General features: G+C 55.5%; 17 protein-coding genes and 4 tRNA genes. 16 read left to right on the plus strand and 5 right to left on the minus strand.

Translation table 11 applies throughout. The annotated features are described in order from the left end of the window. The first annotated feature begins 32 nt into the window (after positions 1-32). The 15 genes from wecB (at position 33) to KGP17_RS00880 (ending at position 13,093) form a co-directional block, all read left to right on the plus strand. Entirely contained in the window at positions 33-1,163 is a 1,131-nt protein-coding gene (gene wecB, locus KGP17_RS00810) for a non-hydrolyzing UDP-N-acetylglucosamine 2-epimerase (protein WP_021181555.1), read from the plus strand. After that, positions 1,160-2,422, plus strand: a complete 1,263-nt coding sequence (gene wecC / locus KGP17_RS00815) for a UDP-N-acetyl-D-mannosamine dehydrogenase (protein ID WP_021807747.1) — start codon at positions 1,160-1,162, stop codon at positions 2,420-2,422. Before wecB ends, wecC begins: the two co-directional genes overlap by 4 nt. After that, positions 2,419-3,486 carry a dTDP-glucose 4,6-dehydratase gene (gene rffG / locus KGP17_RS00820; protein ID WP_021807748.1) on the plus strand — a complete coding sequence of 356 codons (1,068 nt, stop codon included), beginning with the start codon at positions 2,419-2,421 and terminating at the stop codon, positions 3,484-3,486. The genes wecC and rffG overlap by 4 nt, the downstream gene beginning before the upstream one ends. Positions 3,487-3,552: 66 nt before the next feature. Then, the gene (rfbA, locus tag KGP17_RS00825) at positions 3,553-4,434 is read left to right on the plus strand and encodes a glucose-1-phosphate thymidylyltransferase RfbA (RefSeq protein WP_021807749.1); all 882 of its coding nucleotides are present in this window, start codon (positions 3,553-3,555) and stop codon (positions 4,432-4,434) included. Continuing rightward, positions 4,412-5,131 (plus strand): dTDP-4-amino-4,6-dideoxy-D-galactose acyltransferase, encoded by a 720-nt coding sequence (gene rffC, locus KGP17_RS00830; protein WP_094982250.1) that lies wholly within the window; start codon positions 4,412-4,414, stop codon positions 5,129-5,131. The genes rfbA and rffC overlap by 23 nt, the downstream gene beginning before the upstream one ends. After that, positions 5,118-6,248, plus strand: a complete 1,131-nt coding sequence (rffA, locus tag KGP17_RS00835) for a dTDP-4-amino-4,6-dideoxygalactose transaminase (RefSeq protein WP_037376578.1) — start codon at positions 5,118-5,120, stop codon at positions 6,246-6,248. Before rffC ends, rffA begins: the two co-directional genes overlap by 14 nt. 1 nt (position 6,249) lies before the next feature. Then, positions 6,250-7,500: a lipid III flippase WzxE gene (gene wzxE, locus KGP17_RS00840; protein ID WP_059199111.1), complete on the plus strand. Its 1,251-nt coding sequence runs from the start codon at positions 6,250-6,252 to the stop codon at positions 7,498-7,500. Next, positions 7,497-8,582, plus strand: a complete 1,086-nt coding sequence (locus tag KGP17_RS00845; protein WP_037376579.1) for a TDP-N-acetylfucosamine:lipid II N-acetylfucosaminyltransferase — start codon at positions 7,497-7,499, stop codon at positions 8,580-8,582. The genes wzxE and KGP17_RS00845 overlap by 4 nt, the downstream gene beginning before the upstream one ends. Further along, entirely contained in the window at positions 8,579-9,946 is a 1,368-nt protein-coding gene (wzyE, locus tag KGP17_RS00850) for an ECA oligosaccharide polymerase (RefSeq protein WP_021807752.1), read from the plus strand. The genes KGP17_RS00845 and wzyE overlap by 4 nt, the downstream gene beginning before the upstream one ends. 8 nt (positions 9,947-9,954) lie before the next feature. Beyond that, positions 9,955-10,695, plus strand: coding sequence for a lipopolysaccharide N-acetylmannosaminouronosyltransferase (gene wecG / locus KGP17_RS00855; protein WP_021807753.1), 741 nt, complete (start codon positions 9,955-9,957; stop codon positions 10,693-10,695). Between the two features lie 349 nt (positions 10,696-11,044). After that, positions 11,045-12,448 carry an amino acid permease gene (locus tag KGP17_RS00860; protein WP_021807755.1) on the plus strand — a complete coding sequence of 468 codons (1,404 nt, stop codon included), beginning with the start codon at positions 11,045-11,047 and terminating at the stop codon, positions 12,446-12,448. A gap of 135 nt (positions 12,449-12,583) precedes the next feature. Beyond that, positions 12,584-12,660: transfer RNA gene (locus KGP17_RS00865), tRNA-Arg, on the plus strand. A 70-nt stretch (positions 12,661-12,730) separates the two neighbouring features. Further along, positions 12,731-12,806, plus strand: a tRNA-His gene (locus tag KGP17_RS00870). Between the two features lie 47 nt (positions 12,807-12,853). Next, positions 12,854-12,940, plus strand: a tRNA-Leu gene (locus KGP17_RS00875). A 76-nt stretch (positions 12,941-13,016) separates the two neighbouring features. After that, positions 13,017-13,093, plus strand: a tRNA-Pro gene (locus tag KGP17_RS00880). A gap of 1,539 nt (positions 13,094-14,632) precedes the next feature. Here KGP17_RS00880 and hemY read toward each other — a convergent pair. From hemY to hemC, 4 genes are read right to left on the minus strand one after another with little or no spacing between them, the layout of a single operon-like run. Beyond that, the gene (hemY, locus tag KGP17_RS00885) at positions 14,633-15,826 is read right to left on the minus strand and encodes a protoheme IX biogenesis protein HemY (protein ID WP_021181545.1); all 1,194 of its coding nucleotides are present in this window, start codon (positions 15,824-15,826) and stop codon (positions 14,633-14,635) included. A 3-nt stretch (positions 15,827-15,829) separates the two neighbouring features. Then, positions 15,830-16,954 carry a uroporphyrinogen-III C-methyltransferase gene (gene hemX, locus KGP17_RS00890; RefSeq protein ID WP_021807757.1) on the minus strand — a complete coding sequence of 375 codons (1,125 nt, stop codon included), beginning with the start codon at positions 16,952-16,954 and terminating at the stop codon, positions 15,830-15,832. A gap of 22 nt (positions 16,955-16,976) precedes the next feature. Further along, the gene (gene hemD / locus KGP17_RS00895; RefSeq protein ID WP_059199108.1) at positions 16,977-17,717 is read right to left on the minus strand and encodes a uroporphyrinogen-III synthase; all 741 of its coding nucleotides are present in this window, start codon (positions 17,715-17,717) and stop codon (positions 16,977-16,979) included. Next, on the minus strand, positions 17,714-18,655 hold the full coding sequence (gene hemC, locus KGP17_RS00900; RefSeq protein WP_021807759.1) for a hydroxymethylbilane synthase: 942 nt from the start codon (positions 18,653-18,655) through the stop codon (positions 17,714-17,716). The genes hemD and hemC overlap by 4 nt, the downstream gene beginning before the upstream one ends. A 314-nt stretch (positions 18,656-18,969) precedes the next feature. On the opposite strand from hemC, the gene KGP17_RS00905 reads away from it, so the two are divergent. Then, positions 18,970-21,528 (plus strand): class I adenylate cyclase, encoded by a 2,559-nt coding sequence (locus tag KGP17_RS00905; protein ID WP_021181540.1) that lies wholly within the window; start codon positions 18,970-18,972, stop codon positions 21,526-21,528. Positions 21,529-21,566: 38 nt separating this feature from the next. Here KGP17_RS00905 and cyaY read toward each other — a convergent pair whose 3' ends face one another. Further along, complete coding sequence (gene cyaY, locus KGP17_RS00910; protein WP_021807760.1) at positions 21,567-21,887, minus strand: iron donor protein CyaY; 321 nt, start codon at positions 21,885-21,887, stop codon at positions 21,567-21,569. Between the last annotated feature and the right edge of the window lie 31 nt (positions 21,888-21,918).

Consider the following 21,918-nt stretch of genomic DNA (forward strand, 5'->3'; position numbering starts at 1 on the left):
GCCTGCACTTCACCGACCAAAAGAGATTCGCTGTGAAAGTGTTGACTGTTTTTGGCACCAGACCGGAAGCCATCAAAATGGCACCTCTGGTACATGCTCTGGCTCAGGATGATGCCTTTGAGTCAAGAGTCTGCGTTACGGCACAGCATCGCGAGATGCTGGATCAGGTACTGCGTTTGTTTGAAATCGTACCGGATTACGACCTGAATATTATGAAACCGGGCCAGGGGCTGAGTGAAATCACCTGCCGCATTCTGGAAGGGATCAAAGGCGTACTGGAGGACTTCAAGCCGGACGTGGTGTTGGTTCACGGTGACACGACGACCACCATGGCGACCAGCTTGGCGGCGTTTTATCAGCGTATCCCGGTGGGGCATGTGGAAGCGGGCCTGCGTACCGGTAATCTCTATTCTCCCTGGCCTGAAGAGGCCAACCGCAAGTTAACGGGGCATTTGGCGATGTATCACTTCTCGCCAACCGAAAATTCACGGCAGAACCTGTTACGTGAATCGCTGCGGGACGACCATATTTTCGTCACGGGTAACACCGTGATCGATGCGTTGCTGTGGGTGCGCGACCGCATCATGCACAACCCAGAGCTGCGCAGCAGCCTTGACCAGCGTTATCCTTTCCTGGATGCCAACAAAAAGCTGATCCTGGTGACTGGGCACCGTCGCGAAAGCTTCGGCGGTGGGTTTGAGCGCATCTGTAGCGCCTTGGCCGAGATTGCTCTTCAGCATCCTGACGTGCAGGTGGTGTATCCGGTGCATCTCAACCCGAACGTCAGCGAGCCGGTTAACCGTATTTTGAAGGGGATCGATAACATCATTCTGATCGATCCGCAGGATTACCTGCCGTTTGTCTATCTGATGACGCGATCTTATCTGATCCTGACCGACTCGGGCGGCATTCAGGAAGAGGCGCCATCGCTGGGGAAACCGGTGTTGGTGATGCGTGATACCACCGAGCGGCCAGAAGCGGTAGATGCCGGCACGGTACAGCTGGTGGGAACGGACGTAGCTAAAATTGTTGATGCGGTAACCCGGTTATTGACAGACGAAGGCGAATACCACGCCATGAGCCGGGCGCATAACCCATACGGTGACGGGCATGCCTGCCAACGTATCCTCGAAGCTTTAAAGAATCATCAGGTGACACTATGAGTTTTAACACTATTTCAGTTATTGGCCTGGGCTATATCGGTTTGCCAACGGCGGCGGCGTTTGCTTCCCGCAAGAAGAAAGTGGTGGGCGTAGATGTTAACCAGCACGCGGTAGATACCATTAACCGCGGTGCCATCCACATCGTCGAACCTGATTTGGATCGCGTGGTAAAAGAAGCGGTAGAAGGCGGTTACCTGCAGGCGGTGACTAAACCGCTGGCGGCCGATGCGTTCCTGATTGCCGTACCAACGCCGTTCAAAGGCGATCACGAACCCGATCTGGCCTACGTTGAAGCCGCCGCCAAGTCATTGGCACCGGTACTGAAAAAAGGCGACCTGGTGATCCTGGAGTCTACTTCACCGGTGGGCGCTACCGAGCAGATGGCCCTGTGGTTGGCAGAGGCGCGTAGCGATCTGAGCTTCCCGCAGGATGCCGGTGAGCAGGCCGACGTGAACATTGCCTACTGCCCTGAGCGCGTGCTGCCTGGGCAGGTAATGGTTGAGCTGATCCAGAATGACCGCGTGATCGGCGGGATGACGCCAAAATGCTCCGAGCGCGCCAGCGCGCTGTACAAGATTTTCCTCGAAGGTGAGTGTGTGATCACCAACTCGCGCACCGCCGAGATGTGCAAACTGACGGAAAACAGCTTCCGCGACGTTAACATCGCGTTTGCCAATGAGCTTTCGCTGATCTGTGCCGAGCAGGGCATTAACGTGTGGGAACTGATCCGCCTGGCCAACCGCCACCCGCGCGTCAACATTCTGCAACCTGGCCCAGGCGTGGGCGGGCACTGTATCGCCGTTGACCCTTGGTTCATCGTGGCGCAGAACCCGCAGCAGGCTCGTCTGATCCATACTGCGCGCCTGGTAAACGACGGCAAACCGCTCTGGGTGGTCGATCAGGTCAAGGCAGCCGTGGCAGATTGCCTGGCGGCCACCAACAAGCGCGCTTCTGAAGTGAAAATTGCCTGCTTCGGTTTGGCGTTCAAACCTAATATCGACGACCTGCGTGAAAGCCCGGCGGTTGAAGTAGCCCACCTGATTGCCGACTGGCACGTAGGTGAAACCCTGGCGGTCGAGCCTAACGTTGAGCAATTGCCGAAGTCACTGGCGGGCCTCGTTACGCTGAAAAAACTGCCTGAGGCCTTACAGCAGGCGGATGTGATCGTCATGCTGGTCGATCATAAAGAATTCAAGGCCATCAGGCCGGAAGAGATTAAGCAGTCCTGGATCGTGGACACCAAAGGAGTTTGGCGTTGAAACGTATTTTGGTCACCGGCGGGGCCGGATTTATCGGCTCTGCCGTGGTAAGACATATCATCGAGGGGACCCGCGATAGCGTGGTGGTGGTTGATAAGCTCACCTATGCCGGTAACCTGGAGTCGCTGGCGGGTGTAGCGGACAACGAGCGCTATGCTTTCGAGCAGGTAGATATCTGCGACCGCGCCGCACTAGACCGCGTATTTGCGCAGTACCAGCCGGATTTCGTGATGCACCTGGCGGCAGAAAGCCACGTTGACCGCTCGATCGACGGCCCGGCGGCCTTTATCGAAACCAACATAGTGGGCACTTACACCATGCTGGAAGCTGCCCGCCATTATTGGCAGGCGCTGGCGGCAGAGAAAAAGCAGGCTTTCCGTTTCCATCATATCTCTACCGATGAAGTGTACGGCGACCTGCACGGTACCGACGATCTGTTTACCGAAACCACGCCTTACGCGCCAAGCAGCCCGTATTCTGCCTCCAAGGCCTCAAGCGACCACCTGGTGCGCGCCTGGCTGCGTACCTACGGTTTCCCTACCGTCGTGACCAACTGCTCCAACAACTACGGCCCTTACCACTTCCCAGAGAAGCTGGTGCCGCTGGTGATCCTTAATGCCATCTCCGGCAAACCGCTGCCGGTCTACGGCGATGGTGCGCAGGTGCGTGACTGGCTGTTTGTGGAAGACCATGCGCGGGCGTTATATCAGGTGGTGACAGAAGGTGTGATTGGGGAGACCTATAACATCGGCGGCCACAACGAGCGCAAAAATATCGAAGTGGTACAGACCATCTGCGATCTGCTGGAAGAACTGGCACCGAACAAACCGCAGGGCGTGGCGAAATATCGCGATCTGATCACTTACGTTAAAGATCGCCCAGGCCATGATATGCGTTATGCCATCGACGCGGGCAAAATTGAACGTGAACTGGGTTGGCGCCCACAGGAAACCTTTGAAAGCGGCATCCGCAAAACGGTTTCCTGGTATCTGAACAATGAAACCTGGTGGCGCCGCGTGCAAGACGGTTCCTATGCAGGCGAGCGTTTAGGGCTAAACCAATAATCCTATCTAGATAAACGCACGGAAGGCTATAAGCGCCGTGCGGCTAGCGGAAGTTCAGGAGTCATGATGAAAGGTATTATTCTAGCCGGCGGTTCGGGGACGCGTTTGCACCCGATCACCCGCGGCGTCTCCAAGCAGTTGCTGCCCATTTACGATAAACCGATGATTTACTATCCGCTCTCGGTGCTGATGCTGGCCGGGATCCGCGATATTCTGATTATCTCTACGCCTGAAGATCTGCCCTCGTTTCGCCGTTTGCTGGGCAGCGGTGAAGAGTTTGGCATCAACCTCAGCTACGCCGAACAACCGAGCCCGGACGGGTTGGCACAGGCCTTCCTGATTGGCGAAGAGTTTATCGGCGGCGAGCCGTGCTGCCTGGTGCTGGGCGACAATATCTACTTCGGCCAGGGCTTCAGCCCGAAACTGAAAAGCGTGGTCCAGAGTCTGAAAGGTGCCACGGTATTCGGTTACCAGGTCATGGACCCAGAGCGCTTTGGCGTAGTGGAGTTCGACGATAACTTCCGCGCGCTGTCGATTGAAGAAAAACCGCTGAAGCCGAAGTCCAACTGGGCGGTCACCGGTCTCTATTTCTATGACAACCAGGTGGTGGATTTCGCCAAGCAGGTGAAGCCCTCCGAACGCGGCGAGTTGGAAATTACCAGCATCAACCAGATGTATCTGGAGCGTGGCGAACTGAGCGTCGAGCTGCTGGGGCGTGGTTTTGCCTGGCTCGATACCGGCACCCACGACAGCCTGATCGAAGCCAGTACCTTTGTGCAGACGGTAGAGAAGCGCCAAGGGTTCAAGATTGCCTGTCTGGAAGAGATCGCCTGGCGTAACGGTTGGCTGGATGATGATGGCGTAAGACGCTCGGCGCAGGCGTTAGCCAAAACCGGCTATGGCAAATACTTACTGGATTTACTGCATGTCCGTCCACGCCAATATTGAGCCTTTGGGCTGGGAAAGCGAGTATTTCCAACTCACCAGCGCCAAATTGCATTTTGACGAGGCGGCTCCTGCGCTTACGGCAACTGAACTGGATGCGTTTGCGCTGGTTCAGGCCAAGATCCCGGCCCAGCGTCTGGATTTGGCCGATGGTTTGGCAGCCGCGGGGTTTCGGCTGGTAGAGGGCGAAGTGGACTTTGCCCTGGCAATTGGCACAGATTGTGCATTGAATTTACCGGCCATCCGCATCGCCCAGCTCGAAGATATTCCACTGTTGCGTTCGGTGGCGGCCAAGGTTTTTGCCGCCAGCCGTTTTCGCGCGCCTTGGTATCAGCCGCAGGACAGCGGGCGTTTTTACGCCACCTGGATTGAAAAAGCGGTGCTGGGGACGTTTGACCATCAGTGCCTGCTGGTGCTGGGTAGCGATGGGGAGCCAGAAGGGTTTGTCAGCCTGCGTGATATTGGCCAGCAAGAGGCGCGTATCGGCCTGCTGGCGGCATTTCCAGGTGTACAAGGTAAAGGGACCGGTTCTCGGCTGATGACTGCCGCGATCGCCTGGTGCCAGCAGCAACGGCTGCAGCGCCTGCGGATCGCGACTCAAATAAGTAATATTGCCGCGTTACGGCTCTATCAACGGCACGGTGCCACCCTAGAAAGCACCGCGTATTGGTTCTATAGAGGTTTACATGATCCCATTTAACGCTCCACCGGTTGTTGGCACGGAACTCGATTATATGCAGGCTGCGATGAGCAGCGGCAAACTCTGTGGTGATGGTGGTTTTACCCGTCGCTGCCAGCAGTGGATGGAACAGCATTTTGGCTGCCCAAAAGTGCTGCTGACGCCGTCTTGCACCGCGTCACTGGAAATGGCCGCCATCCTGCTGGATATCCAGCCGGGTGATGAAGTGATCATGCCGAGCTATACCTTCGTATCCACCGCTAACGCCTTTGTGCTGCGCGGGGCGGTGATGGTGTTTGTCGATCTGCGTCCAGACACCATGAACATCGATGAGACCAAGATCGAAGCGGCGATCACCGATAAAACCCGTGCCATCGTGCCGGTGCATTACGCTGGCGTAGCCTGTGAAATGGACACCATCATGGCGCTGGCGAAGAAGTACAACCTGATGGTGGTGGAAGATGCCGCGCAGGGCGTGATGTCGACCTATAAAGGCAAAGCCTTGGGGACTATCGGCCATATCGGTTGCTTCAGTTTCCATGAGACCAAAAACTACACCGCTGGCGGTGAAGGTGGCGCGACGCTGATTAACGACCCGGCCCTGATCGATCGTGCCGAAGTGATCCGTGAAAAAGGCACCAACCGCAGCCAGTTCTTCCGTGGTCAGGTAGACAAATATACCTGGCGCGATATTGGTTCCAGCTATCTGATGTCAGATCTGCAAGCCGCTTATCTGTGGGCACAGCTGGAGGCCGCCGAGACGATCAACCAGCGCCGCCTGAAGCTGTGGCAGAACTATTACGATGCATTGAAACCGTTGGCAGACTCAGGGCGTATCGCCTTGCCGGTCATTCCGGCCAACTGCGTGCACAACGCCCATATGTTCTACATCAAGCTGAAAGACGTGCAGGATCGTACCGCGTTTATCGACTACCTGAAAGAAGCCGAAATCATGTCGGTGTTCCACTACATCCCACTGCACGCCTGCCCGGCGGGTGAGAAGTTTGGCCGTTTCTCCGGCGAAGACCGCTTCACCACCAAAGAGAGCGAGCGCCTGGTGCGTCTGCCGCTGTTCTTTAACATGTCAGACGTCAATCAACGTACGGTGATCAATACCATTCTGAGCTTCCTCGCCTGATATGTCGCTGGCAAAAGCATCGATTTGGACCGCGGGCTCCACGCTGATCAAGATCGGCGTGGGGTTGCTGGTGGTAAAAATGCTGGCGGTGGCCTTCGGCCCCAGCGGGGTCGGGCAGGCGGGTAACTTCCGCCAGTTGATCACCGTGCTGGGCGTGCTGTCGGGTGCCGGAATTTTTAACGGTATCACCAAGTATGTGGCGGAATACCATCAGGATCCGCAGCGGTTGCGTATGGCGGTGGGCACCGCGTCCAGCATCGTGCTGGGTTTCTCAACCCTGCTGGCGCTGGTGTTCCTGTTTGCTGCCGAGCCGATCAGCCGTGGGCTGTTTGGCCATGGTGACTATGTGAACGTGGTGCGGGCGGTGGCGTTTATCCAGATGGGGATTGCCTACGCCAACCTGTTCCTGGCGATCCTCAAAGGTTATCGCGATGCGATGGGTAACGCGCTGGCGGTGATCGCCGGTAGCCTGATAGGTGTGGTGGCCTTTACGCTATGCTTTAAGCTGGGCGGTTATGAAGGCGCGTTGGCCGGGTTGGCTCTGGTTCCTGCCCTGGTGGTGTTGCCTGCTGGTTTCATGCTGTGGCGGCGCAAGGCGCTGCCGCTGCGTTATCTGGCGCTGGCCTGGGATAAGGCGCTGGCCAGCCATCTCGGTAAGTTTACCCTGATGGCGCTGATCACCTCCGTGACCTTGCCGGTTGCCTATGTAATGATGCGTAACCTGTTGGCGGAACATTACGGCTGGGACGAAGTGGGGATCTGGCAAGGGGTGAGCAGTATCTCCGATGCCTACCTGCAGTTTATTACCGCTTCTTTCACCGTTTACCTGCTGCCAACGCTGTCGCGCCTGCAAGAGAAAAGCGCCATTTCGCGGGAGATCGTGCGCTCGCTGAAGTTTGTGCTGCCTGCGGTCGCCGCTGCCAGCTTTACCGTCTGGCTGCTGCGTGACTTCGCCATCTGGCTGCTGTTCTCTGAGAAATTCGTTGCCATGCGCGATCTGTTTGCCTGGCAACTGGTGGGGGACGTGCTGAAAGTCGGGGCCTACGTCTTCGGTTACCTGGTGATCGCCAAGGCGTCGCTCCGTTTTTATATTCTGACAGAGGTCAGCCAGTTTGCCTTGCTGACGCTGTTCTCGCACTGGCTGATCCCGCTGCACGGCGCATTAGGGGCGGCACAGGCCTATATGGCAACCTACATCGTGTATTTTGCGCTCTGTAGCTGCGTATTTATTCTTTATCGTAGACGAGTATGACCATACTAATCCACGTACTGGGATCTGATATCCCGCATCATAATCAGACGGTGCTGCGCTTCTTTAATGACGTGCTGGCTGACCGCCTGCCCGCAGAACAAGTGTGTCACTTCATGGTGGCAGCCAAAGACGTGGCCGCGTTGGGCCACTTTCCAAAGTTGACCATCGAGGCTTTCCCTGGCAAGAAGAGCCTGGCAGAGGCAGTGATTGCCCGTGCCAAGGCCAACCGTGACACTCGCCTGTTCCTGCATGGCCAGTTTAACGCAACGTTGTGGCTGGCCTTGCTGAGCGGCAAGATCAAGCCGCGCCAGGTGAGCTGGCATATCTGGGGGGCCGATCTGTATGAAAACGCCACCAGTTGGAAATACCGCCTGTTCTACGTGCTGCGCCGCATTGCCCAAGGGCGGGTGGGCCACGTGTTTGCTACCCGAGGCGACCTGATCCACTATCAGCAGCGGCACGCACGCGTTCCGGCCTCGCTGCTGTATTTCCCAACGCGGATGGATCCTGCCCTGACGGGTATCGAAGTTGAAAAGAACCTGGCTGGGCCGATGACTATCCTGGTGGGCAATTCTGGTGATACCACCAACCGCCATATTGAGGCGTTGCAGGCGATCCATCAGCAATTTGGTGACAAGGTGCGGGTGATTTTGCCGATGGGCTATCCGGCCAATAACGACGCCTATATTGCCCAGGTGCGCGCGGCGGGCCTGAAGCTGTTCTCCGAACAGAATCTGCAACTGCTGACCCAACAGGTGGCGTTTGACGATTATCTCAATATTCTGCGTGAGTGCGATCTCGGCTACTTCATTTTCGACCGTCAGCAGGGGATCGGTACGCTGTGCCTGTTGATCCAGTTTGGCGTGCCTTTTGTACTGAGCCGCAAGAACCCGTTCTGGCAGGATCTGGCTGAGCAGCATCTGCCGGTGCTGTTCTATGGCGACTCGCTGGATGAAGCCGTGGTGCGCGAATCACAGCGCCAACTGGCAACGCTGGATAAGCAGTCTATCGCCTTTTTCAATCCGAACTACGTGGATGGCTGGCAGCAGGCATTGGCGCTGGCGGCGGGGGAAAACCCATGACGCTGGCACAGTTTGGCGGGCTGTTTGTCGTCTATCTGATCGGGGCGCTATTTGTGCTGACCCTGACCTATCAGGAGTTTCGGCGCGTCCGCTTCAACTTTAACGTCTTCTTTTCCCTGCTCTATCTGCTGACGTTTTACTTTGGCTTCCCGCTGACCTGCCTGCTGGTATTCCAGTTTGACGTGGCCGTGGTGCCGGTAGAGTTCCTGCTTTACGCCATCCTTTCGGCTACCGCCTTCTACGCGATTTACTACGTCAGCTACAAGACGCGGTTGCGTAAACGCACTGGCCAGCCGCATAAGCCGGTGTTCACCATGAACCGGGTTGAGACGCATATCACCTGGATATTGCTGGCGCTGGTGGCGATCGGCACCGTGGGCATCTTCTTTATGCAGAACGGTTTCCTGCTGTTCAAGCTTAACTCCTACAGCCAAATCTTCTCCAGCGATGTGTCAGGGGTGGCGCTCAAGCGCTTCTTCTACTTCTTTATCCCGGCGATGCTGGTGGTCTATTTCCTGAAACAGGATCTGCGCGCCTGGTTCTTCTTCCTGGCGGCCACGGTGGCGTTTGGCATTCTGACCTACGTGATCGTGGGCGGCACCCGTGCCAACATCATCATCGCGTTCGCTCTATTCCTGTTTATCGGCATTGTGCGCGGCTGGATCTCGCTGTGGATGCTGGTGGCCGCCGGGGTGTTCGGCATCGTCGGCATGTTCTGGCTGGCGTTGAAACGCTATAGCCTGGATGTCAGCGGCCCGGAAGCGTTCTACACTTTCCTGTATCTGACCCGTGATACCTTCTCGCCGTGGGAGAACCTGGGGCTACTGCTGCAAAATTACGACAAGATCGATTTCCAGGGGTTGGCCCCGATCGTGCGTGATTTCTATGTCTTCATCCCTGCCTGGCTGTGGCCGGGGCGGCCGGATCTGGTGCTGAATACTGCCAACTACTTTACCTGGGAAGTGCTGGACAACCACTCCGGGCTGGCGATTTCCCCAACGCTGATTGGCTCGCTGGTGGTGATGGGTGGAGTGCTGTTTATCCCACTGGGCGCCATTGTGGTGGGCCTGATCATCAAGTGGTTCGACTGGCTGTATGAGCTTGGCAAAAGTGAACAGAACCGCTTTAAGGCGGCGATTTTGCAAGGGTTCTGCTTTGGTGCGGTGTTTAATATCATCGTGCTGGCGCGTGAGGGGGTCGATTCGTTTGTCTCACGCGTGGTGTTCTTCTGCATTATTTTTGGTGCCTGCCTGATATTGGCAAAATTACTGTACTGGCTGTTTGATGCTGCCGGGCTTATCAAGACTCGAATTATGCGCAAGCGCGCGTTGGCTCCAGCAGCCAACTCCCTTGTGCCAAGGTAATAGTGACAATGGAAGCAAACATTTCGGTTCCCAAGTATGAGCTGCGTGGTTTCAGCCTGTGGGGCTTTCGCAACATGGCGCAGTGCATGGATTTTCTGTTCGACGGTGGCAGGGTCAAGCAAGGCACCCTGGTGGCGATGAACGCCGAGAAAATCCTCAATGCAGAAACCGATCCGGCGCTGCATGCCCTGTTGGATGAGGCGGAGTATAAATATGCCGATGGCATCAGCATGGTGCGCTCCATCCGCCGCAAGTATCCTGGCGCGGAGGTGTCGCGTGTGGCTGGGGCCGATCTGTGGGAAGCCATGATGCAGCGTGCCGGGCAGGAAGGTACGCCGGTGTTTCTGGTTGGCGGCAAGCCTTCGGTGCTGGCAGAGACCGAGCAGAAGCTGCGTAGTCAGTGGAATGTGAATCTGGTTGGCAGCCAGGATGGCTACTTCAAACCAGAACAGCGGGATGCCTTGTTTGAACGCATTCGTGCCAGCGGCGCGGCTATCGTGACAGTGGCAATGGGATCGCCCAAGCAGGAAATCCTGATGCGGGATTGCCGCAAGGTACATCCACAGGCGCTGTATATGGGGGTTGGCGGCACCTATGACGTGTTTACCGGCCATGTGAAGCGTGCCCCCAAGGTGTGGCAGAATCTGGGCCTGGAGTGGCTCTATCGCCTGCTCAGCCAGCCGAGCCGTATACGCCGCCAGCTTCGGCTACTCAAGTTCGTCGGCTATTACTATACCGGCAAGATGTGATCCTCCGGCTGGAGCAGCCCATCTGTTGCTCCAGCGTCTGTTTTGCGCAAATAATCTCCCTGTCGGCCATAACGTGGTCAAAGCTATAACCTCGGTCAATCATTCCCTCGTCACTTATTCCATAAGGTTTTAATTCGCGGTTTGCTTATAGCGGCAAAATGCGAAACCATAACGCCCGCAAATTTCCCCAGGCCCTAGTGTCACTTCCTCGTCATTACATGGTGCGGATTGCTCGCCAAGTAGCGTTTTGCGCGGGTGGGGGATGAATTACACTCAACTTGTCTAAAACAATAATGACCGGCACCGATCGGCAGGCAAACAACATCATAAAAGATATGACTGAGGATTTATGGCAAGCAAAGAAAAACCACAAGGTTTACATCGCGGGTTAGAAGCGCGACATATAGAGCTGATCGCCCTGGGTGGGACGATTGGCGTGGGTCTGTTTATGGGATCGGCCAGTACGCTAAAATGGGCAGGGCCTTCAGTGTTGCTGGCCTATATCATCGCCGGCCTGTTTGTGTTCTTCATCATGCGTTCGATGGGGGAGATGCTGTTCCTGGAGCCGGTAGCGGGCTCTTTCGCCGTCTATGCGCACAAATACATGAACCCCTTTTTCGGCTATCTCACCGCCTGGGGCTACTGGTTTATGTGGCTTGCCGTGGGGATATCGGAAATCACGGCTATCGGCGTCTATGTACAGTTCTGGTTCCCTGAGATACCGCAGTGGCTGCCAGCGTTAATTGCGGTCGCCATGGTCGCGTTAGCCAACCTGGCGGCGGTGCGTCTGTACGGTGAGCTGGAGTTCTGGTTTGCCATGATCAAGGTTACCACCATTATCGTGATGATCCTGGTGGGCTTGGGGGTGATCTTCTTCGGCTTCGGCAACGGCGGGCAGCCGACCGGGTTTGCCAACCTGACGGCTCACGGCGGCTTCTTTGCTGGTGGCTGGAAAGGCTTCCTGTTTGCGCTGTGTATCGTGGTGGCCTCTTACCAGGGAGTTGAGCTGGTCGGTATTACCGCCGGGGAAGCCAAAAACCCGCAGGTAACGCTCAAACGGGCGATCAACAACATCCTGTGGCGTATTCTGATTTTCTATGTCGGTGCCATCTTCGTGATTGTCACCATCTTCCCGTGGAACGGTATCGGCACCGCTGGCAGCCCGTTTGTGCTGACCTTTGCCAAGATTGGTATTGTTGCCGCTGCGGGTATCATCAACTTTGTGGTGCTGACCGCCGCACTCTCCGGCTGCAACAGCGGCATGTATAGCGGCGGCCGCATGCTCTATGCCTTGGCCAAGAACCGTCAACTGCCTGCGGCATTGACCAGGCTTTCTGCCAGCGGCGTGCCGGTCAACTGTATTGCCATCACCATCATTTGCCTGTTGGTGGGGTCGGCGCTGAACTACGTTATTCCCAATCCTCAGCAGGTGTTCGTCTATGTCTATAGCGCCAGCGTGCTGCCGGGCATGATGCCGTGGTTCGTGGTGTTGATCAGCCAGATCTACTTCCGCCGAGCCCACAAAGAAGCGATGAAGACTCACAGCTTCAAGTCATTTATGTTCCCTTACATGAACTACCTGACCATCGCTTTCCTGATTTGTGTGCTGGTTGGCATGGGGATCAATCCGGATACGCGGATTTCGTTGGTGGTGGGGATGATTTTCCTGGCTGCGGTGAGCCTGTGCTACTTTGTATTCGGTATGCACAAAGTCCATCATGAGCCTGAAAAGCGGACAGAAAGTCAGCGCTAAGCTTAAGAAAAGGGCCCTGTCGGGCTCTTTCTGCTGCAAGAGTGAGCAAAGGGTCAGCGAACTCAACATTTCTGAGAAAAAGCACTAGACAGGATGGGCATAAAACCGTAGTATCCCCACCCGCAACGGCGCTACGCGCCCGTAGCTCAGCTGGATAGAGCGCTGCCCTCCGGAGGCAGAGGTCTCAGGTTCGAATCCTGTCGGGCGCGCCATTAATTTTGTGCGCAGGAGCTGCGGTGGTATGATTACCGCGTGAAGTAAGCAGTAGATAAAGTAGTTATGGTGGCTATAGCTCAGTTGGTAGAGCCCTGGATTGTGATTCCAGTTGTCGTGGGTTCGAGCCCCATTAGCCACCCCACTTTACCTAGGGTAAAGTACAAGAATTGAAAGCTGTTTTGTGACTGTGCGAAGGTGGCGGAATTGGTAGACGCGCTAGCTTCAGGTGTTAGTGTTCTTACGGACGTGAGGGTTCAAGTCCCTCTCTTCGCACCACACACAAAATGTCTGATAAATTTAATATTTACATAGACATAGGCTGGAAAGTTCGGTAGTATCAGCAACAAGAAATCGGCGAGTAGCGCAGCTTGGTAGCGCAACTGGTTTGGGACCAGTGGGTCGGAGGTTCGAATCCTCTCTCGCCGACCAATTTCAAGAAAGCCCGCTTTAAAAGCGGGCTTTTTTACGTCTAGGATTTGTGTAGCCCGTTCAGCAATGAGCGGGTTTTTTGCTTTTTATACTGGCGGAAAGGGTGGGCGTCCGATACCTGAGATATCGTGCTGGCCCCTCACCCTAACCCTCTCCCACAGGGAGAGGGGACCGATCGAGTTCGTTGATTTCTCTGAGTAATGCCCGGCCTTTCTTCTTACTCATTACTCTCCGAAGTGGTACGTGCTAATCGGGCGATCCGGACAACTTCCTTTCTTTTGGGGACCGATCGAGTTCGTTGATTTCTCTGTGTATAACCCTGCCTTTCTTCTAACTCATTACTCTCCGAAGTGGTACGTGCTAATCGGGCGATCCGGACAACTTCCTTTCTTTTGGGGACCGATCGAGTTCGTTGATTTCTCTGCGTATAACCCTGTCTTTCTTCTAACTCATCACTCTCCGAAGCGGTACGGGCTAATCAAGGGCTCAGGGCAGCTCCCTCTCCCTGTGGGAGAGGGTTGGGGTGAGGGGAAGCAGACAACTTTAGAGCTGGCCTTACAAGGGAATGATCAGAAGGAAGCAGAGATAAGCGCTGGCAAAATGGCAGGGTGCAAAAATGGAGGATAAACAATGCAACGACTTCTGGAGCATATCGGCATCATGCCGTTCTTGCCCCAGATAACAGTCGTTTTATTTCAGGCAGGCGTTACGTCGGCAATCAGAGATTGATGGTGCCGAATGAGAAGTCTACGTTGTTGAAAGCGGTGATGATTTTGTTAATCAGTTTCATAGTGGCAGTCCCCAGAGAGTTATTAATAGTGTGACTCACGTCACACAAATAGGCTACACCTGGCCGCCAAATCGATCAAGTATTTTGTGATGTGCCTCGCAAAAATATTAAACCAGCGTTTTATTTTATCGCGAGTCGTTTTATCGAGCGGTTTTATCTTGGCAAACCCTGCGAAATTTCAACCTGTCTCCTTTTGTCCTTTATGGGCATGCCTGTTGTCGTCAGTTTGAGACATTTAACCTGATGATTTTAATCAATAAAAGAGACTTCTCATTAACCCGTCGTTTTAAGGCGACAGGATCCGTAGAGGGGCAAATCGCAGCGAACGGGAGGGAAAAATCAGAGGGGTCAATGGAGATAATTTAAAATCGTTTAAATTCAAAATGATGAGTTAATTTTTTGCCTGTTGGCACTCAGCAGTTAAAAGTTGGCACGCCAAGTGCAATACCTCTATCGTAGATGCTCATTCCACTTCTTATGTTCGCCTTAGGCCTCATAAACCCAGGAATGATGCAGAGCCGATTTTAGGGTGCCTATTGCCCACCTGAACGATGAAAGGGTTGCTTGCAACGGCTTCATCACACTCCGGGCAAAACGTTGAGTGAGGCACCACCCCAGTTGTCCTAGACCTGATTGCTTCTTTTATACACTTGTCTCGCGGCAAGTGTTTTTTTTGCCCCAAGGAAAGTTTCAGGCAAAAAAAAGGGCCCAGCACGGCATGCTGAGCCCTGACAAGCCAACCGGGGAAGTTACTCGCCGTTTTGCTTGAGCGTTAACATCAGCCCTTCACGGCGCATCTGTGTGGCTTCATCGCTGCGGTGCAGCTTATCCAACGCATCTGCCAGCCAGGCGTAGTCATAGGCATCTGGCCGCTGTTGCAGTGCTGCATGGAACGCATCACTGGCTTGCTGCCATTCACCGTGTTTCATCAGTAACTGACCCAGCGTGCTGTTAAGCAACGGTGTCGCACCATGCTGCTTGATCTGTTGGCGTAACGCTTTTTCCAACTGCTCCGGGTTGCCAGATTTGATACGTGGGATCAACAACACCAGCCGCTCGTCGTATTGGCGTTTCAGACCGTCCAGCACAATGCTTTGTGCCAGTTCATGGTCATTACACTCAATAAGATGTTCCACCATCGCTACCTGTAGCGGGATTTCGTGGCGGATTTTACGGCTCTGATCTTTCCACCAGCGCTTCAACCCTTCACTGCCTTCATCGGCCATGGCCTGATTCATCAGGCCGATATAGGCCTGCTGCTGTAAAGCCTGCAGCTCTTCTTCACTGTGCAGGTTGATTTTGCTCATCGAAGGCAGAATTTCCAGCAGTGAGGCATAAGCTCCGGTACGCAGATAGGCCTGCTCCGCCAGCCGCAGCACTTCCGGGTGACGCGGTGCCTGGTTCAGCAAGCTATCGACGCCGTGCCGTGCCGCATGGGCTTCACCCTGAGCCAACTGAATACGCACGCGGGTAATATCTACCGGCAACTGGTCGGTATCGGCAGCCTCTGCGGCACGCTCCAGATACTGATTGGTGCGGAAATCATCGCCACGTTGCTGTGCAGCTTCTGCCGCCAGCAGGTAGTTCACCACCGGTTGCTCGGCATGATCGGCATTGCGGGTCAGCAGTTTCTCTACCTGCTTGTAATCCCCTTCCGCCAGTTTGATCAGCGCCGCTTTGGTTTGTTTACGGGCGCGGCTGCGTTTGCGGCCAAGGAACCAGCCACGGGTGCGCGCGCCAGTGCGGAAGACGCGGCGCAGGATCCATTCGATGACAAACAGCGCCAGGAACAGCAGCACCGCCATAATCACCAGACCGGTGACGCTGGTTTCGACGTTGTAATTGTCGGTCTGGATCAGCACATAGCCTTGGTGCCCGGCCAGCATCGGCCCCAGCACCAGGCTGGCAATCAGCACCAGAAACAGGAATAACACGCGTAACATGGCTTATCCCTCCTGGTGAGTGGCAGGGGCCTGGGCCAACAGATTACGCACCCGGGTCTGCATCAGTTTTTCCAGCATCGGCTGGCTTTTCAGCTGGCCCGGTACGTCCATGGAGATCGATTGCTGGCTCAGGTTGTCCAACTCTTCCAGGAACGCCTTGGTAGCCGGATCGGTGGTATCGAAGTAGGCGCGTACCCAGGTTGATACCGTTTCCAGCGACTGTTTATACACTTCGTTCTGATGACGAGGGATAGCCTGTGCGGCAACCAGCAGGCGCGAACGGATATTCTCACGCAGGTAGACATCCTGATTCGGCGCCAGCAGCGGTTCAGCACTGCTATCACGACGGCGGACGGTAATAAAGTCCGCCATAAAGTTGTGCCAGCTCTTGGTCAGGTTTTGACGCCATTCGCTCAACGAACTGGACAGTTCGCCGTCGTCTTCATCCATTGGCCGTTCATCACGGTTGTTATCCGCCAGACGCAGGTCGTCGACCTGATTGGACAGCTGGTTGACCTTCAGGATGATGCCGTCAAAATCTATCTGCGCCACGGCGGAAAGGGTACCGACATCTTCGGTGATGGCGCGGCGAATATCGATCAGGCTCGGATCGTTCATCTCTGCCAGGCTGGCGTCGGCGCTTTTCAGCAGCGCAGCCGCGGTGGTGACATCCTGATCGCTCCACAGTTTACGGCCTGCCATTTTCACCAGGAAGTCCGCCTGTGCCAGCAGCCAGGTTTTGGCATCGCTGCCGGAAATGGTGGCAACCTTATCTTGCAGTTCATTGAGCTGACGCACCAGCGAAGTTTGCTCGCGATCGGTGGCCTCCAGCGTTTTACCCTGCTGTTGCAGCAAGCCTTCCAGTGCGCTCTTTCCCTGCTGCTGGCTCTGCTTCAGTTCTGCCAACTGTTGCTGTAAAGCCTGGTTGGCGGCAATCAATGTCTGCGCCTGCTGGTGCGTGTGATAATAGCCGCCAGCACCCAGAGCGATGACGAGCACGATGGCAATCGCACCTAATACCGGGCCGGTGTTCTTGCCTTTCCGGTGGTCAGCGGCTGGCTGCTGGGGGCTCTCAACCGCTGGGTTTGATTCTTCAACCGCGGCGGATGGAGTGTTTTGTTCCGTCATAGTGGCACATCCCATAGTCAGGTTATTGTAGCGCGCGGATCAGCGCGTCATTATCTGCGTTTTCAGCTACCCGAATCGTGCTCCAACCCAGCTCCTGGGCAAGGGTAGCAAGACGTTCACTGACCACTATCAGGCGGCAACGTAACAGCCAGGAAGAGCGATAGTAATCAGGAACTAAAGTATAGAGCTGTTGTAACATTTCACCGCTGGTCACTACCAGCGTATCGATACCGGCGCGTTGCCAATGGGCACTTTGCTCACTGCCATCATAATGCACCGGGCTGCGTTGATAACATTCATAATAGCTTACCACTGCCCCTCGCTCAGCCAGCGTCTCGCCTAGCAGCTCGCGGCCGCCGTTACCTCGCATGATCAACGCTCGTTTACCGGTGAGCTGTTGCAACGCGGGTAGCAGCAAAAGCATTTCGCTGATTTCACGTTCACGCGGATAGTCTACCGGCAGGCTGCTGATGCGATGCATTGCCAGTGCGGTGGTGCGGCCAATAGCATAATAGGATAACTGGCCAGGCCATTGAAGCCCGGCACGATTGATGACCGAACTGGCATAGCTGACGGCGTGCTGCGACAGGGCAAACACCAGATCGCCCGCCTGCAACTCTGCCAGCCCCTGAGGTAAGCGGACAAGATCGTTACCGGGGGCGAAGTCGATCAGCGGCGCGTGAAAGGCAACCCGGCCAAGTGCGCGCAGGCGGCTCACCAGTTGTTCCCCGGCGGGAGAAGGGCGGGTTACCAGAATGGTCATGCCGGAGGATTTCCCTGATAAACGTCATGCAGGATCTCACGGGCACCGGCAGCCAACAGTTCTTCTGCCAGTTCTATACCCATTTGCTCAGCCTGTGCCGACGGGCCACGGCGTTCACCGCAGACCATCTGGCTGCCGTCGGGGGCACCGACCAGCGCACGTAACCACAGCTCATCGCCTGTCAGTTCGGCATAGCTGCCGATGGGAACCTGGCAGCCTCCTTCCAGGCGGGTGTTCATCGCCCGTTCTGCGCGGACACGAATTTCGGTTTCGCGATGGTTGAGAGGGGCCAGCAAAGCTCGGGTGACGTCATCGTCAAGGCGGCACTCGATACCGACTGCGCCCTGGCCGACGGCGGGCAAGGATTCTTCCGCGCTCAGCGGGCAGCGGATACGCTGTTCCAGACCCAGACGTTTTAGCCCGGCCACGGCCAGAATAATGGCGTCGTAATCGCCGTTATCCAGTTTACCCAACCTTGTGCCGACGTTGCCACGCAGATCGCGTACGATCAGATCCGGGCGACGGCGACGCAGCTGGCATTGACGGCGCAGGCTGGAGGTACCGACCACGCTGCCTAGCGGCAGTTGATCGAGCGAGGCAAAGTTATTGGAGACGAAAGCGTCACGCGGGTCGTCACGTTCACAGATGGTGACCAGCCCCAAGCCAGCGGGGAAGTCGACGGGGACGTCTTTCATCGAGTGCACGGCAATGTCTGCCCGGCCTTCCAGCAGAGCCAGCTCAAGTTCTTTGACGAACAGGCCCTTACCGCCAACCTTGGCCAGCGGCGTATCCAGAATGATGTCGCCGCGCGTGACCATAGGCACCAGTTCCACCTGCAGGCCAGGGTGGCTAGCCATCAGACGCTGCTGAACGTAGTGTGCTTGCCATAGGGCAAGTGGGCTCTGACGGGTGGCAATTCGAATAATTTTGTCTAACATGCTGGTTACCGTTTTTATAATTCGCCGTCCATCCTACCACTGAGGATCAAAACTGTCAGTGCAAGAAGCCACAGGCGGAGAAAGGACAACGGAATCAAAGGGGCGTGAGGAGAAGTTGGCGGCAGTTCACACAGCGGGTAAATCATTTATAGAAGTGCTAGGATAAGTGTGTCGCTTTACCTCCTTTACGGTCAATCAGCAAGGTGTTAGATTGATCACGTTTCCAGCAATAAGTCGTCAAAAATTCTTCTAAACTAAAGACGCAGCGGGAATACGGGTTTTTTTCAAGCATCGGGATAATCAGGCGAGACGTCTTGTACCTCTACATCGAGACACTGAAACAAAGACTGGATGCGATCAACCAACTACGTGTCGATCGTGCCCTGGCGGCCATGAAGCCCGCGTTCCAACGGGTCTACAGTCTGCTGCCTACCTTATTGCACCACCATCATCCACTGATGCCGGGCTACCTCAACGGTAACGTTCCCCATGGCATCTGTATCTACACGCCTGATGAAACCCAACAAGCCTATCTCAATGATCTAGAAGACAAATGGGGTAGCCCGTTTGAAAAAATGGCCACGGGTGAACTGCCGATTACGGCGCTTTATTCCATGGGCAGCACCTCCTCGATCGGCCAGAGCTGCACTTCGGATCTGGATATCTGGGTCTGCCACCAATCTTGGCTAGACAACGAAGAACGCAGCCGCCTGCAGCAAAAATGCAGCCTGCTGGAGAAATGGGCGGCCTCGATGGGGGTGGAAGTCAGCTTCTTCCTGATCGACGAAAACCGTTTCCGCCATAACGAAAGCGGCAGCCTGGGCGGAGAAGACTGCGGCTCGACCCAACATATTCTGTTGCTCGATGAGTTCTACCGCACGGCCGTGCGTCTGGCAGGGAAACGTATCCTGTGGAACATGGTGCCGGGCGAAGAGGAAGCGCATTACGATGAATATGTGCTTTCGCTCTATTCCCAGGGGGTACTAACCCCGAATGAGTGGCTGGATCTCGGCGGATTGAGCACGCTCTCCGCTGAAGAGTACTTCGGTGCCAGCCTGTGGCAGCTGTATAAGAGCATTGATTCGCCCTACAAGGCGGTGCTGAAAACGCTGCTGCTTGAAGCCTATTCATGGGAATATCCGAAAACTCAGTTGCTGGCGATGGGGATCAAACATCGTCTGCACCAGGGGGAGATCGTCTGCTTTGGCCTTGATGCCTATTGCATGATGCTGGAGCGCGTCACCCACTATCTGACGGAAATCAACGATACCACCCGCCTTGACCTGGTTCGCCGCTGCTTCTATCTGAAGGTCTGCGAGAAGCTGTCGCAGTCCAACAACGCCACTATCGGCTGGCGGCGGGAAATCCTCAGCCAACTGGTCAGTGAGTGGGGCTGGGACGAAGAGCGGTTGGAGATCCTCGATAATCGGGCTAACTGGAAGATCGAACGGGTGCGCGAAGCCCACAACGAACTGCTGGATGCGATGATGCAAAGCTATCGCAACCTGATCCGCTTCGCTCGCCGCAACAACCTCAGCGTCAGTGCCAGCCCGCAGGATATCGGAGTGTTGACCCGTAAACTGTACGCGGCCTTTGAGGCACTGCCGGGTAAGGTGACGCTGGTGAACCCGCAGATTTCACCCGACCTGTCAGAAAACGACCTGACCTTTATTCACGTGCCGATTGGCCGCGCCAACCGCACCGGCTGGTACCTGTATAACCAGGCACCGGAGATGAGCTCGATCGTCAGCCATCAGCCGCTGGAATATAACCGCTATCTCAACAAGCTGGTGGCCTGGGCCTATTTCAACGGCCTGCTCACTTCGCGCACCCGCTTGCATATCAAGAGTGGCAATATCTGCGACACCGCCAAACTGCAGGAATTGGTTACCGACGTGTCGCACCATTTCCCGCTGCGCTTGGCCGCTCCGACGCCGAAAGCGCTCTACAGCCCGTGTGAAATCCGCCATCTGGCGATTATCGTCAACCTGGAAAACGACCCGACGGCGGCTTTCCGTAATCAGGTGGTGCATTTCGATTTCCGTAAGCTGGACGTGTTCAGCTTTGGCCAGCAGCAACAATGCCTGGTTGGCAGTATCGATCTGCTGTATCGCAACTCATGGAACGAAGTGCGTACCCTGCATTTCAGCGGTGAGCAGTCGGTGCTTGAAGCGTTGAAGACCATTCTGGGCAAGATGCATCAGGATGCGGCACCGCCGGAATCGGTGGAGGTGTTCTGTTACAGCCAGCACTTACGTGGCCTGATCCGTACCCGCATTCAACAACTGGTTTCCGAGTGTATCGAGCTGCGTCTTTCCAGCACTCGCCTGGAGCCGGGCCGGTTTAAAGCGGTGCGTGTGGCCGGGCAAACCTGGGGCCTGTTCTTCGAACGCCTGAGCGTGTCGGTGCAGAAGCTGGAAAACGCCGTGGAGTTCTACGGGGCGATCTCCAACAACAAACTGCATGGCCTGTCGATCAAGGTGGAAACCGATCAGGTGCATTTGCCACCGGTGGTTGATGGTTTTGCCAGTGAGGGGATCATCCAGTTCTTCTTTGAAGACACCACGGATGATAAAGGCTTCAACATTTACATTCTGGATGAGTCGAACCGGGTTGAGGTTTATCACCACTGTGAAGGGAGCAAAGAGGAGTTGGTGCGCGACGTCAGCCGCTTCTATTCCTCCTCACACGATCGCTTTACCTACGGCTCCAGCTTTATCAACTTCAACCTGCCGCAGTTCTATCAGATTGTGCATATCGATGGCCGTACCCAGGTGATCCCATTCCGCAGCAATGCGCTGTCGAATCTGTGTATCTCGGTCGCCGACGGCAATGCCGCACAGCCTCTGAAGCAACAGTTCCAGCTGCATTAATGCTTGAGGGCGCAGTAGCTTGCGCCCCTCAGCAAAACTCAACTAAAACTGACCGTCTCGCCGGACTGTGTGCTGGCCGCCTCACTCAGCAACTCATAAAATTCCCGGCCGCTGCGATCGCAATGCCAGCTCTCGTCACGATAGCTAAAGTGATAGCCACCGGCCTTGGTGGCCAGCCACACCTGGTGCAACGGCTCCTGACGGTTGATCACAATCTTGCTGCCGTTTTCGAAGCTTAGCGTCATCACCCCGCCGTTAGTTTCGTAATCGATATCCGCATCACCATCAAAATCGTCCAGGGTCTGTTCAATATTCAGCATCAGTTGGTCGGCCAACTGGTGAAACTCGCTATCGTTCATATTCGATTCCTATTGCTTTTCATGATCCACC

It is taken from the genome of Serratia sp. JSRIV001 (genome assembly GCF_019968745.1).
GTDB lineage: Bacteria > Pseudomonadota > Gammaproteobacteria > Enterobacterales > Enterobacteriaceae > Chania > Chania fonticola_B.

Excerpts from the sequence above, each read along its gene's own strand:
- rffC (WP_094982250.1), top strand. The coding sequence starts at position 4,412 with ATGTCCGTCCACGCCAATATTGAGCCTTTGGGCTGGGAAAGCGAGTAT.
- hemY (WP_021181545.1), bottom strand. The coding sequence starts at position 15,826 with ATGTTACGCGTGTTATTCCTGTTTCTGGTGCTGATTGCCAGCCTGGTG.
- wzyE (WP_021807752.1), top strand. The coding sequence starts at position 8,579 with ATGACGCTGGCACAGTTTGGCGGGCTGTTTGTCGTCTATCTGATCGGG.
- KGP17_RS00860 (WP_021807755.1), top strand. The coding sequence starts at position 11,045 with ATGGCAAGCAAAGAAAAACCACAAGGTTTACATCGCGGGTTAGAAGCG.
- KGP17_RS00845 (WP_037376579.1), top strand. The coding sequence starts at position 7,497 with ATGACCATACTAATCCACGTACTGGGATCTGATATCCCGCATCATAAT.
- hemD (WP_059199108.1), bottom strand. The coding sequence starts at position 17,717 with ATGACCATTCTGGTAACCCGCCCTTCTCCCGCCGGGGAACAACTGGTG.
- rffA (WP_037376578.1), top strand. The coding sequence starts at position 5,118 with ATGATCCCATTTAACGCTCCACCGGTTGTTGGCACGGAACTCGATTAT.
- cyaY (WP_021807760.1), bottom strand. The coding sequence starts at position 21,887 with ATGAACGATAGCGAGTTTCACCAGTTGGCCGACCAACTGATGCTGAAT.
- hemX (WP_021807757.1), bottom strand. The coding sequence starts at position 16,954 with ATGACGGAACAAAACACTCCATCCGCCGCGGTTGAAGAATCAAACCCA.
- wecC (WP_021807747.1), top strand. The coding sequence starts at position 1,160 with ATGAGTTTTAACACTATTTCAGTTATTGGCCTGGGCTATATCGGTTTG.
- hemC (WP_021807759.1), bottom strand. The coding sequence starts at position 18,655 with ATGTTAGACAAAATTATTCGAATTGCCACCCGTCAGAGCCCACTTGCC.
- wecG (WP_021807753.1), top strand. The coding sequence starts at position 9,955 with ATGGAAGCAAACATTTCGGTTCCCAAGTATGAGCTGCGTGGTTTCAGC.
- rfbA (WP_021807749.1), top strand. The coding sequence starts at position 3,553 with ATGAAAGGTATTATTCTAGCCGGCGGTTCGGGGACGCGTTTGCACCCG.
- wzxE (WP_059199111.1), top strand. The coding sequence starts at position 6,250 with ATGTCGCTGGCAAAAGCATCGATTTGGACCGCGGGCTCCACGCTGATC.